General features: G+C 58.4%; 9 protein-coding genes. 2 read left to right on the top strand and 7 right to left on the bottom strand.

Annotation, left to right across the window (positions count from 1 at the left end; genetic code table 11):
* Positions 1 to 18: 18 nt before the first annotated feature.
* Genes J2X66_RS10305 through J2X66_RS10295 form a run of 3 tightly spaced genes read right to left on the bottom strand, consistent with a single transcriptional unit; the run spans position 19 to position 1,792 of the window.
* Positions 19 to 417, bottom strand: a complete 399-nt coding sequence (locus J2X66_RS10305) for a DUF4440 domain-containing protein (RefSeq protein ID WP_310263768.1) — start codon at positions 415 to 417, stop codon at positions 19 to 21.
* 53 nt (positions 418 to 470) lie between these two features.
* Positions 471 to 1,295 (bottom strand): SDR family oxidoreductase, encoded by an 825-nt coding sequence (locus J2X66_RS10300; RefSeq protein ID WP_310263766.1) that lies wholly within the window; start codon positions 1,293 to 1,295, stop codon positions 471 to 473.
* Positions 1,296 to 1,327: 32 nt separating this feature from the next.
* Positions 1,328 to 1,792, bottom strand: a complete 465-nt coding sequence (locus J2X66_RS10295; RefSeq protein ID WP_310263763.1) for a multidrug transporter — start codon at positions 1,790 to 1,792, stop codon at positions 1,328 to 1,330.
* A gap of 166 nt (positions 1,793 to 1,958) precedes the next feature.
* Here J2X66_RS10295 and J2X66_RS10290 point away from each other — a divergent pair, with 166 nt between their 5' ends.
* Positions 1,959 to 4,787 carry an RHS repeat-associated core domain-containing protein gene (locus tag J2X66_RS10290; protein WP_310263761.1) on the top strand — a complete coding sequence of 943 codons (2,829 nt, stop codon included), beginning with the start codon at positions 1,959 to 1,961 and terminating at the stop codon, positions 4,785 to 4,787.
* A gap of 221 nt (positions 4,788 to 5,008) precedes the next feature.
* Positions 5,009 to 7,831 (top strand): RHS repeat-associated core domain-containing protein, encoded by a 2,823-nt coding sequence (locus J2X66_RS10285; RefSeq protein WP_310263759.1) that lies wholly within the window; start codon positions 5,009 to 5,011, stop codon positions 7,829 to 7,831.
* 92 nt (positions 7,832 to 7,923) lie between these two features.
* Here the strand turns inward: J2X66_RS10285 and J2X66_RS10280 are convergent, their stop codons facing one another.
* The 4 genes from J2X66_RS10280 to J2X66_RS10265 all read right to left on the bottom strand — a co-directional run bounded on the left by J2X66_RS10280 (position 7,924) and on the right by J2X66_RS10265 (position 12,939).
* Positions 7,924 to 9,375, bottom strand: a complete 1,452-nt coding sequence (locus tag J2X66_RS10280) for a mannose-1-phosphate guanylyltransferase/mannose-6-phosphate isomerase (RefSeq protein WP_310263756.1) — start codon at positions 9,373 to 9,375, stop codon at positions 7,924 to 7,926.
* A gap of 125 nt (positions 9,376 to 9,500) precedes the next feature.
* On the bottom strand, positions 9,501 to 10,169 hold the full coding sequence (locus tag J2X66_RS10275) for an alginate O-acetyltransferase AlgF (protein ID WP_310263755.1): 669 nt from the start codon (positions 10,167 to 10,169) through the stop codon (positions 9,501 to 9,503).
* A gap of 17 nt (positions 10,170 to 10,186) precedes the next feature.
* Positions 10,187 to 11,362 (bottom strand): alginate O-acetyltransferase, encoded by a 1,176-nt coding sequence (locus J2X66_RS10270; RefSeq protein WP_310263753.1) that lies wholly within the window; start codon positions 11,360 to 11,362, stop codon positions 10,187 to 10,189.
* Between the two features lie 11 nt (positions 11,363 to 11,373).
* The gene (locus J2X66_RS10265) at positions 11,374 to 12,939 is read right to left on the bottom strand and encodes an MBOAT family protein (RefSeq protein ID WP_310263750.1); all 1,566 of its coding nucleotides are present in this window, start codon (positions 12,937 to 12,939) and stop codon (positions 11,374 to 11,376) included.
* Between the last annotated feature and the right edge of the window lie 88 nt (positions 12,940 to 13,027).

The raw sequence follows: 13,027 nt of genomic DNA, 5'->3' as shown, positions 1-13,027 counted from the left end.
CCACAAGAAGCGAGCGAGTCAGCCCTTGCAAAAGGTCTCATGCAAGTGCCGCCAGATCAGCCGGTCATCGGCGTCTTTCTCAAACACCACGGTCGAACGCCGATCCGAATGCAGCCCGGTGGCATCGGTCTGTTGCTCGCGATAACTCACCACCGCGCCGCCGTCATACAGCGCCACACCGCGCAATTCACTGAGTTCGATCCTGAACCCGAGCTTCTTGCCGCCCGCCAGTTGAAACAGCTCGCTCAATGCCTCGAAATCCAGCACTCGGCCCAATGGCGAGATCATGGAAAACTGCGGTGAAAACCGGCTCAGCAGTTGTTCAAGTTCCGAGTCGTCTCGTTCTTCGGCCAGCCATTGTTCGATGGCGACGTGGGCCTGGATGACTTCGTCGAAGTAGTGGGTGTAGTCGGTCATTGAAGTGTGTTCCTGAAATGTTCTGTGTTTGTTCGGACGTCATCGGCCCGGTCTCAGAGCTGCCTACGCAACCCGAACCGCCTCATCAACCCTGATTCCAGCCACCCTTTTGGCAGCAAACCCGCCAACAACGGCAACGCCCGACTGCCATTGCCCAATCGAATCAAACGCGGTGGCTTGCCCTGCTGCGCCGCCTTGAGCAACCCCTGCGCAAATTCCCGGGCCGGCGTCGGCTTGTCCTGAGACGCCTTGGCCCGCGCACGAATGCCTTCGCGCAGGGGAAACCACGGCGATTGCTCGGTGATCAATTGTTCGGCTTCATGCCCGGCATTTTTAGCGAAGCTGGATTCGATGGCGCCCGGCTGGACTTCCATCACGCGAATACCGAACGGCGCCAGTTCCATGCGCAGCGCATCGCTCAAGGCATGAACCGCCGCTTTTGAAGCGCAATAGGCACCCGCAAACGGCGTGACCAGAACCCCTGAAACACTGCCGATGTTCACCACCAACCCCTTGGCGCGACGCAGCACCGGGAACAGCGCGCGTGTGACCCCGACAATGGCAAATACATTGGTCTCGAACTGCCGCTGCATTGCCGGTACACCGCCATCGAGCAGCGGCCCCATCGCGCCATAACCGGCGTTGTTGATCAAGATGTCGAGGCCGCCATGTTGCTGATTGATCTGCTCGCTCAGCTGTTCGAGCGCGGCGCCATCATTGACGTCCAGTTGCACGGCGGTGAAACCGGCGGCGGTTAGCGCGGCCACGTCTTCATTCTTTCGGGCACTGGCCCAGACTTCGTAGCCGGCATTTTTGAACACGTCGGCAAGGGCACGGCCAATGCCGCTGGAGCAACCGGTAATCAACGCAACGGGCATGGCGCGGTCCTTGTGCAAAATAAGAAGTGGGATTAATCGGAGAAACTACCCTGCAAACGCTCGGCGCGAAACTCCAGGGTTTGCGGGCGATAGCCGGGACGCAATGGCGGCAGTGGCAAACAGTCTTCCCAGTTGGCGCCGGCCTGCAGCTCGCCGGGGCCACGATATCGCGGGGCTTCGTATTGGTTGTCGGCCAGATTGACCGTGTCACCCGGCGCATACGCGGCGATGCGCCAACGCAATTCGGTCAGTGGCACGTCGTTGCCGTTGTTCATTTTCAGCTGTAACGGACGATCCGCCGGGCACTGCTCGGGCGCGTAGGCAATGCGTAGCTCCAGCCGCGCGAGTTGCTTGACCTCGCGGTTGTCGAGCCAGATCACCCAGGTGGCCACCAGGCCCAAACCGACGGCGGCCGCCACGGACACGGGAAACGCCTTGGACGGGTAGCGCAGCAGCAGGATCAGCCAGGTAATGACCAGCAGGACGCCGATGAACATGTAGGTACGCTCCTTGAACTCATGACCTCCATCCTACCGAAGGGGCGGGCGAATGGACATTCGCGGATCAAGCGTTGTTGCCGTTGGTCGCAACTGTAATTTCTGACAGTAGCCGACCCGCGTCACAAGCGATTAGCTGACCTCTGGCTTACAGGGACGCTCCGGCATGCACTCTAAAACCCCCACCGTGTCGGTCGTCGACTCGCGAGCACTGATGATCCGTTCCATTGATTATTGGCGCGAGGTTGAAGGCCAGCCGACTCAGGCACGCATCAATCGCACGCTCCACGATGCTGCCGGGCACCCGATCATGCAGTGGGATCCCAGGCTTTGGGGATTACGGGAACAAGATCCGCTGGCACCCGCCAATCTCGTCACGGTGTATTCGCTGTCCGATGTGGCCGTATCGACGCTGAGCGTGGATGCCGGTTCGCAGATCAGTCTCTTCGGCCTGGCCAATGAAGTGCTGCAAGGCTGGGACAGTCGCGGCACACGACGCGAAGTTGAATACGACGAACGGCTGCGTCCCGTGGCGGTGTTTGAACACGTCGCCACGGCACCACGACGTTGTGCCGAACGCATGGAATATGGTCGTCCCGGTCAGGGACTCCAGGACCAGAACCTGGCCGGGCAACTGATTCGACAGGATGGCCCCGGCGGGACCGTATTGTTTGAGGCGTTTGCGATCACCGGCCAATGCACCAGGCACGTTCAACACTTCTCACAGGATGCCATCGCTCCTGATTGGCCAGCGTCGATTGCTGAACGCAATGATTTGTTGGAGCCTGGCGATGGTGCTGTTTCGACCTGGCGATTCGGTCCTCTCGCATATGTGCTGGAGTCGGTTGATGCCAGGCAGAACTGTCAGACGTTTGGTTTCACCCTTGATGGCCGACTGCGCCACAGTGTCTTGAAACTGGCAGGCCAGCCCTCCGGGCAAACACTGGTCAGCGAGATTGAATACAACGCCCAAGGACAGATCACTCGCGAAGTGGCGGGTAGCAACGTACAGACGATCCTCGAATATTCTCGGCAAGACGGGCTTCTGATCGAGCGCCGGGCGCACAGCGAGCCCCGCGGATTGCTGCAACACCTGCTCTACACCTACGACCGAATGGGCAATGTGCTGAGCATCGAGGACAAGGCCTTGTCGACGCGCTATTTCGCGAATCAGCGCATCGACCCCGTCAGTCGATTTACCTACGACAGTCTGTATCAATTGATCAAGGCGACGGGGTGGGAGGCGGGCGCTCCCAACCAAGGGCCGGCATCCGTTGGGCGCAACGATCCCGCGGCGCTTGGCAACTACGAGCAAACCTACCGTTATGACGAAAGCGGGAATTTGCTGAAGCTGGCACATGTCGGCTCGCAAAGTCCGGGACGTGATCTGAAAGCTGCGCGGTACAGCAATCGCTGTTTGCCCTGGCGTAACGGCGTGCCCCCCACGGAAGAACAAATCAGGACGGCATTCGACGCCAAGGGCAATTTGCTGGAGCTGGATCAGGGGCGTTTTTTGACGTGGGACCTGCGCAATCAGTTGCAGTCGGTCAGCCCGGTGGAGCGCGATTCCGGACGCAATGACGTTGAGTCCTATCTCTACGATGGCGGTGGCCAACGGGTACGAAAAACTCGCTCGTTGCAGACCCATGCCAGAACCGTGATAGCCGAAGTGCGCTATCTACCCGGGCTGGAACTGCGTAACGACAGTGGCACCGGTGAGAGGCTGCAAGTCATCACCGCGCAGGCCGGCCTTAATTCCGTTCGGGTGTTGCACTGGGAAAGCGATCCACCGTCCGGCATCAACGATCAGTATCGGTACACCCTGGTCGATCACCTGAATTCTTGCACGGTGGAACTGGCCAATGACGGACGAATCATCAGCCGCGAAATCTACTATCCCTTCGGTGAGACGGCGTGGTTTGCCGGCGCAGATGCCATTGCAGTCGACTACAAAACCATTCGGTATTCAGGCAAGGAACGGGATGCGACAGGGCTTTATTACTATGGGTTTCGCTATTACATCCCGTGGTTGCAGCGTTGGTTGAGTCCCGACCCGGCAGGCTCTGTCGATGGTTTGAATCTGTATTGGATGACCCGAAACAATCCAGTGAGTTTTATCGATGATGATGGGGCTGTGACGCGCAAGAAGCAGGCAAGCGGTCTTTGGGAGCCGGTGATCGCAGTGGGAGATCAACGCAAGGTGTCGGGCGCCCGGCCAGTTGATGCGGGGAAACCTGTCTCCATGGTGCCATTCACGGGGCAACCGACGGATATCCGCCAGGCATTATCAGTACCGGAGTTTAGTCGGGTGAGTGTCAATACTGACTTGCTGATGTCAACGAAAGTCGCTTACTCCCCCCAGGTTGGTTCGCAACTGGTGCAAAAGGCAGGGGGCGCCAGTTTTATCTTTTCAATGCAGCGGATGACGTATGCCGGTGCGGCGAAGGGCGAGTTCAATGCACTCAAGGTCGTCGACATCGCCTCGGGTGAAATACCTGATCAGTCCAGTTCAGTCTCCGCCTATTGGGCTCCGCAGGGAGGGTACGTGGACATACCGGTCCACCCTAAAGGCACGGACCCCGAGTTTGTTTTTACACCGGGTTTCAGTGGTTGTTCACTGACCGTGGATCAACTCAACGCCAATGTGTTGCGCGTAAGGCATGTGGAGGGCTCGAAGGAAGATGCCCAATACAACAAGTTACCCGCCGCCGAACATGGAATGGGACTCAGTGCAGCCATGGAGTTTCCGGATTACGGATTTGACGTTGATGAAAACAACAATGTGGTCACAGAAACAACCGGGTTTGCCTTTATGAGGTACGACCGAAAGCTACGCACGTGGGACATTCACTATCAAACTCTTCAGGGCGCAGTGGGGATTGGGAAGTACTCCCCGGGCAAGAAAAGCTTTTTTGGAGGGGCGAAGTCCTCCGTGAATGTTTTCGAGCGCACCAAGGTCCGAAAGACCATGAGCAAGAAGGTCGTCACCGCTTAATAAAAGCTCAGTAGAAACCCCTGCCCAAGCCACTGGTGATAGCTCACGCAGTGGGCTGGACAGGGGCTTGTTGTGTTATCGATCAATCACTGCGCGATGGGCGCCAGCTCGCCATTCGCGGATCTGTCATTGTTGCCGTTGGTCGCAACTGTAATTTCTGACAGTAGCCGTGCCGTGGCGCGAGGGGTCAGATAACCGCTGGCTCACAGGGACACGTCGGCATGCACTCTAAAACCCCCAAAGTGTCGGTCGTCGACCCGCAAGCGCTGACGATCCGTTCCATTGATTATTGGCGCGAGGTTGAAGGCGAGCCGACTCAGGCACGCATCAATCGCACGCTCCACAATGCCGCCGGGCACCCAATCATGCAGTGGGACCCGCGGCTTTGGGGGTTACAGGAGCAAGATCCGCTGGCGCCCGCCAATCTCGTGACGGTGTATTCGCTGTCCGGTGTTGCGGTATCGACGCAGAGCGTGGATGCCGGGTCGCAGATCAGTCTTATGGGGCTGGCCAATGAAATGCTGCAAGGCTGGGACAGTCGCGGCACACGACGCGAAGTTGAATACGACGAAAGGCTGCGTCCCGTGGCGGTGTTTGAACACGTCGCCACAGCACCCCGACGTTGTGCCGAGCGCATGGAATATGGTCGTCCCGGTCAGGGGCACCAGGACCACAACCTGGCCGGGCAACTGATTCGACAGGATGGCCCCGGCGGGACCGTATTGTTTGAGGCGTTTGCGATCACCGGTCAATGCACCAGGCAAGTTCAGCACTTTACCGAGGATGTGGTCGCGCCTGATTGGCCAGAACTGTTTGCTGCTCGCGATGAGTTGTTGGAGCGCGGCGATGGAGCGGTCTCGACGTGGCAATTCGGTCCGCTGGGGAATGTGCTGGAGTCGGTTGATGCCAGGCAGAACCGTCAGACCTTTGGCTTCACCCTTGATGGCCGACTACTCCACAGCGCCCTGAAACTGGCGGGCAAGCCGACCTGGCAAACACTGGTCAGCGAGATCGAATACAACGCCCAAGGACAGATCACTCGCGAAGTGGCGGGTAACAACGTACAGACGACCCTCAAGTATTCTGCGCAAGACGGGCGTCTGATCGAGCGTCGGGCGCACAGCGAGCACAGCGGCTTGCTGCAACACCTGTTTTACGTCTACGACCGAATGGGCAATGTGCTGAGTATCGAAGACAAGGCGTTGCCGGTGCGTTTTTTCAACAATCAACGCATCGACCCCGTCAGTCGATTTACCTACGACAGTCTGTATCAATTGATCAAGGCGACTGGCTGGGAGGCGGGCGGTCCCAACCAAGGGCCGGCATCCGTTGGGCGCAACGATCCCGCGGCGCTCAGCAACTACGAGCAAACCTACAGGTATGACGAGGCTGGCAATTTGCTGAAGCTGGCACATGTCGGCTCGCAAAGTCCGGGGCGTGAACTGAAAGCTTCGCGGTCCAGCAATCGCTGTTTGCCCTGGCGCAACGGAGTGGAGCCGACCGAGGAAGAAATCGCCGCGGCATTCGACGCCCGAGGCAATTTGCTGGAGCTGGATCAGGGGCGTTTTTTGACATGGGATTTGCGCAATCAGTTGCAATCGGTCAGTCCGGTGGAGCGTGCCTCAGGGCTCAATGATCGGGAGTCCTATGTCTACGATGCCGGTGGTCAGCGCGTGCGCAAAATCCGCTCACTGAATACCAATGCCCGAACCGTGGTGGCTGAAGTGCGTTACTTGCCGGGACTTGAATTGCGCACCGATAGCGGTACCGGGGAGGTGCGGCAGGTCATCAGTGCGCAGGCCGGGCTCAATAGTGTTCGAGTGTTACATTGGGAAACTGCTCCACCGTCCGGTGTGACCAACGATCAGTACCGCTACAACTTCGTCGACTACTTGAAATCCTGCACGCTGGAACTCGCCGATGACGCGCGAATCATCAGTCGAGAAACCTATCACCCCTTTGGTGAAACCGCCTGGTCTGCGGGTCCGAACGATACCGATGGGGATTACAAAACCGTTCGGTATTCGGGGAAGGAACGGGATGCTACGGAGCTTTATTACTACGGATTCAGATACTACTTAACGTGGTTGCAGCGTTGGCTTAATCCGGATCCGGCAGGCCCGGTAGATGGTTTGAACCTGTATCGAATGGTTAGAAACAACCCAGTCACGTTGATCGATGTCGATGGACGGGCGCCTAATGTACCAGGCGCACCCCCGGCACCTCCACGGCCACCTGTTCCACCGGGATCGGCGGCACTGCCACCCCCACCTCCGCCTGGCGCTGGTCCCGTTCCACCTCGGCCACCACTGCCAGGGCAAGTCGCGCAGGCTCAGACGCTTTTTGAGCCAATTGTATTGGCGCGGCCGCAAATGCCAGCGAATCAGGCCTCAAAGCCATGGAAAACAAATGACTATGTCGACACGGCTCAGCTTGCTAAAACGATCGGTCAATTATTTGGTGTATCGGTTAGCCCTCTAAAAGTAGTGGATGTAACGCACGAAGAACTTTTTGAAAAAATCAGGTCTGTTCCTGGCAATAGAACGATGCAGTTCAATCAGGTAGAGCTTCGTGCCAATCCTGCCGCCTGGACGTCGCCAGACGGAATAATTTATATGGGAGTAACCGCACCGGATTATTCTGAAAATGGTCAGCTTGATGTAGATAAAATTCGCTCGACGGTTGTTCACGAAGCCTTGCATGCTTCTTCGCACAGACATGTAGGTTTTCAGCAAGAGACGGATACGTCTGTCAGTAACAGTAATTATGACGAAAACATTACCGACTACTTTGCCCATCAGGTCTTTAATGCCATGTACCCCGGGGCGGACTACAAAACGGGTTATTTCACAACGAGCGTAGGTGGAGAGGCTCAACATTGGGGTGGGAACATGGCTAAATTCATGATCGATTCAGGCCATGTGACAAGGAGCGAATTACAAAGTGATTATTTTAAAACAGGCAAATTGAAACCGCTGCCTGGCCAGTCGTTAGAGAAATGGAAAACATTTGCAAAGCAAAGTAGAAATCCATTGAAAATGTGATTTGGCATCACGTCAGCAAAAAAGCCCCCGCCCAACCCGCTGCGGATAGGGGACGCAGCGGGTTGGATGGGGGCTTTTGTCTTGCTGAACGCTTACTGCGCGATGGTTTTCACCGACACGCCGCGCTCGATGGGGGTGGAGCGACCGTAGATATCTTCGAACCGCTCGATATCGTCTTCACCCAGGTAGCTGCCCGACTGCACTTCGATGATCTCGAGTGGAATCTTGCCCGGGTTGCGCAGACGGTGGACCGAGGCGATCGGGATGTAGGTCGACTGGTTCTCGCACAGCAGGAACACGTTCTCATCGCAGGTCACCTCAGCGGTGCCGCTGACCACGATCCAGTGTTCGGCGCGGTGGTGGTGCATTTGCAGCGACAGGCACGCGCCCGGTTTGACCGAGATGTGCTTGACCTGGAAGCGGCCGCCCATGTCCACCGAGTCGTAGGAGCCCCACGGACGATAGACTTCGCAGTGGTTCTGGGTTTCGCTGCGACCCTGCTCGTTGAGGGTGTTGACCATCTGTTTCACGCCTTGGACCGAGTCCTTGTGCGCAATCATCATGGCGTCCTTGGTTTCGACCACCACGATGTTTTCCAGGCCGATCACCGACACCAGTTTGCCGTTGCCGTGGATCATGCAGTTTTTGCTGTCCTGAATGACCACGTCGCCTTTGGTGACGTTGCCGTTGGCGTCTTTTTCATTGACTTCCCACAGCGACGACCAGCAACCGACATCGCTCCAGCCAGCGGTCAGCGGCACGACGCAGGCGCGCTGGGTTTTTTCCATCACCGAGTAGTCGATGGAATTGTCCGGGCAGCAGGCGAAGGTGGCTTCGTCGAGGGTGATGGTGTCGTTGTCGTGATCGCTGCGCTCAAGGGTCAGCAGGCAGGTGTCGTAGATGTCCGGGTCGTGCTTTTTCAGTTCTTCGAGGAAGCGGCTGGCGCGGAACAGGAACATGCCGCTGTTCCAGAAATAACCGCCGGACTCGACGAACTCGGTAGCGCGTTTCACATCAGGTTTTTCGACGAAGTGCGAAACGCGGCTGACGCCTTCGGGCAACAGCGAATCATTGGTCGACTTGATGTAGCCATAACCGGTTTCCGGTTTGGTGGCCGGGACGCCGAACAGCACCATTTCGCCGTTTTCCGCTGCGACGGTGGCCAGGGCCAGGGCGCGTTGCAGGGCTTTCTGGTCTTCCAGCACGTGGTCGGCCGGCAGCACCAGCATCAGCTCGTCGCGACCTTCATTGACCAGCATCATCGCGGTCAGGGCCACGGCTGGCGCGGTGTTGCGACCGAACGGTTCCATCAGGATGCGCTGGGCTTCGAGTTTACGGTTGCTCAACTGCTCGTTGACGATGAAGCGGTGGTCCTTGTTGCACACCACGATAGGGCTGTCCATGCCTTCGAACACCAGGCGTTCCAGGGTTTGCTGGAACAGCGTGTGCTCGCCGGTCAGGGCCAGGAATTGCTTGGGAAACTGTTTACGCGAAAGCGGCCAAAGACGTGAGCCGCTACCACCTGACAAGATCACCGGAATCATGTTGTTACTCCTTTAAAATCGATTGGTTAGAGCTACGAACGTTCTGTCGTTTCACTCTTGTTCTTATTCCGTGTCCCGACTGACACCTCGCTCCCACAGGGAACTGCGTCAGTCGGGCAAAATGCTTAGCGCGTCGAGACCGGGCGTTTTACCCAGACTGGCGACAGGCTGCTGCCGCTGCCGGTGACGTACAGCACGGCGGCTTCACCGCGTTCCAGGGCAACCGGTTTTACATCGCTGACTTTTTTGTCGCCTTCAAACAGCGCCAGGCTGACTTTCACCGGGTTGATCTCACGCTCGCCACGGCCCTTGGCGGCCACGCTTGGCACCACGTCGGTCTTGCCGTCAGCGGTTTTCAGGGTCAGCGGCTTGTCGCTCAGGTTCTGCAGACGCACCAGGGACTTCTGCTTGTTCTTGAACGGCGGTTCTTCAATCAGTTGTGGCGCGCCGGAAGCGTTGTTGACCAAGGTGTAATAGTGGTCACCGGCGAGTTTCACAGGCAGGGTCTGGCTGCCGACCTTGGCGCTGTAGTCGCCGCCCGGCATGAAGCTGAAGTCGGTGCTGGACAGCGGTGCGACGTCGCTCAGGTTGGTGCTGCCGACGGTGGCGCTGACTTCAGCGTTACCGGCGTTATAGACCCGTACGAAGCTCGAGCCTTTGGGGGCGGTCGGGCCATAGAGTGCGGCGTCGCCACCGGCGAAGGCGTTCATGGACAACACGCTGAAGGTTGCGGCCAAAGCAACTGCCTTTAAGGAGCGAGCGGCGAGACGGCGAGGAGTAGTAGTGAAAGTCATGGAAGTACCTCTCTCTTTCAGTTTTGCGCCCGGTCGGGCGTCTCGGATTTAGTGTTTGCGGCTACGTTTTGTTGGCGGGCGCCGGCTTCTTTGAGCTCTGCGACCCACTGCGGGTCGGCGTCGCCGATTTCGTTGTTCACAGGCAGATAGCGTTCAGGAAACTCCCAGATCAGCACCTGTGGCGGGCTGTTCTTGAAAGCATCACTTTTCAGGTAGCTGAGCATCGGCAGGATCGGGCCGTGGCCGTCTTCGGCGTAATTGACCACGTCGCTGCGCAGCGCTTGTTTGAGCGCACCGACGAAGTTCCAGTTCGGGTTGGCGCTGTAGCTGGTGCCGATCAGGGCCACCGGCACTTCGGTGTTGGCGAACAGGGCGTCGTCACCGGCCGGCTGATCTCCAGCCGCCACGGTGTTGCGCTTCTGCAGGGGTTCTTGTGCCGGCATCAGGTTTTCGAACAGCGGGTCCAGCGGCAGGAACAGGCGCAGGTCGCCCTTGTGCGTGACTTTTTCCGCAGGTTCAGTGACGAAGTTTTGCGGTTCGCCGCTCAGCGGGAGTTTGTCGGCGATGGTTTTCGCCAGGGTCTCGGCGGCGACTTGTGCGCCTTCCGGTGTCCAGTGAGTGTCGGTGCGCAGGAACACTTGCTGACCGTTCTGCTTGGCCTTTTGCAGCGGGCCGAGCAGGTCGGGGGCGAGGATCTTGTCGGCCGCGACACGGGCGTGGAAGTCCTTGTAGAGGTTGGCGTGAATGCTCGAAGGCTTCACCTCACCCAAGTGTTCCGGGTACAGGCGGGTCTTGGCCGGCACGATCGCCATCACCAGTTGCACGCCTTGCTCTTTCAAGGTCTGGCGTACGCCTTCGACCAGCGCGTAGTTGCCTTGCAGGTTCAGCTCTTCGTTGACGATCGGGTTGAACTCTTCATCGCTGTAGAGCCACTGATCGCGGCCGAGCACGACGCCCGGACGACCTTCGTTGAACAGTTTGAAATCCAGCGCGGCCCAGAGGTTGGTGCCCAGGCGCTTGATCGGAAACTCGTCGTCGTAGTGCGTCTCCACGGCTTTGGTCCAGCGGCCGTTGAGCACCGTCGCCTCGGCATTGGTGCTGAAGCCGAAGAAGCTGCGCGTGGACCACAGGCCCAGTGCCAACAGGGTCAACAGGAACAGGGCGATGTAGAAGATGCGTAATGAGCGGGTCATGGTCAGATCCCTCAGAACTGGAAGTAAAGGAACGGCGAGAAGCTTTGCGCCGAGAGTTTGAAAATCGAAGCGATGAACAGCAGCAGCACCAGGGCGCGCATCACATAACGCGACCAGTCAGCGCTCCAGTAGGCCGGTTGCACGGTGGCTTCGACGCCAACGGTGTAACCCGGTTGATGGATGCTGGCCGGGTTGTCGCCCGGTACGGCTTTGATCGTTCCAGGGGTCGCAGCGGCAGGACCATCGGTCTCGACGTTGACGGCAGGCTTGGTCTTCTCTGGCGGACGGTTGGTGTAGAAATCACGGATGCCGAAGAACGCCAGCGTCACGTAAGCCACCACCAGGGTTGCCACTTGCAGGCCGGTGAGGCTGGCCTGGTTGAGTTCCGACAGCGACCATTCGCCGAAGCTGAACATCGCGCCGTACATACGGCCGGCGACGTGCAGGTTTTCCGAGCGGAAGATCACCCAGCCCATCACCACCAGCAGGAACGTCAGCGCCCAGCGGATCGGGTTGATGCTGCGCGGCGAGGTGTTCAGGCCCAGCGCTTTTTCAATCGCCAGCCACATGCCGTGCCACGCACCCCAGACGATGTAGGTGATGTTCGCGCCGTGCCACAGACCACCGAGCAGCATGGTCAGGAACAGGTTGCGATAGGTCATCAGCGTGCCTTTGCGGTTACCGCCCAACGTGATGTACAGGTAGTCACGCAGCCAGGTGGACAGGCTGATGTGCCAGCGCCGCCAGAACTCGGTGATCGACTGGCTGATGTACGGCTGCTTGAAGTTTTCCATGAAGCGGAAACCCATCATCAAGCCCAGGCCGATGGCCATGTCGCTGTAGCCGGAGAAGTCGAAATACAGTTGCGCGGTATAGGCCAGTGCGCCGAGCCAGGCATCGCCCGTGGTCGGATTTTGCAGGGCGAAGCAATGATCGGCGACGACAGCGAGGGTGTCGGCGATGAAGACCTTTTTGATGAAACCCTGCATGAACCGCGTGCAGCCCTCGGAGAATTTATCCAGGGTGTGGGTGCGGTTGTTGAACTGGTCGGCGAGGTCGCGGAAACGCAGGACCGGGCCGGCAATCAGGTGCGGGAAGATCGCTACGAACGCCGCAAAGTCGATCAGGTTGCGGGTCGCCGGAGTGTCGCCACGGTAGACGTCGATGATGTAGCTGATGGACTCGAAGATGTAGAACGAGATCCCGATCGGCAACAGCACGTGGGTGAGGATGAACGGCGACAGGCCGACCGACGTCATCATGGCGTTGATGCTGTCGACGCCGAAGTTGGCGTACTTGAAGTAGCCCAGGATGCACAGGTCGACGGCGACGCCGAGCAACAGCCAGCGCTGGGCCGGTTTGGTCCGCACGCCTGCGGCACCGACTTTGAGGCCGATCCAGTAGTTCCACAGCGTGACGGCGGCGAACAGCGCGAGGAAGTCCACGCGCCACCAGGCATAGAACACGTAGCTGGCGATCAGCAGCAGCAGGTTGCGATAGCGTATTCCGCTCAAGTAGTACAAGCCGAGAAAGATCGGCAAGAACAGAAACAGGAACACATTGGATGAAAATACCATCCCGATCTCTCCATGTTTAACCAACAGTCAAGGGCCAACGGCCCCCCCAAACCCCCCACCGAAAACCGGGGGATGTATTGCATTCAAA

The sequence above is a fragment of the Pseudomonas sp. 3296 genome, assembly GCF_031456615.1.
Classification (GTDB): Bacteria; Pseudomonadota; Gammaproteobacteria; order Pseudomonadales; family Pseudomonadaceae; genus Aquipseudomonas; species Aquipseudomonas mucoides.
This window is presented reverse-complemented; position numbering and strand designations above follow the sequence as displayed.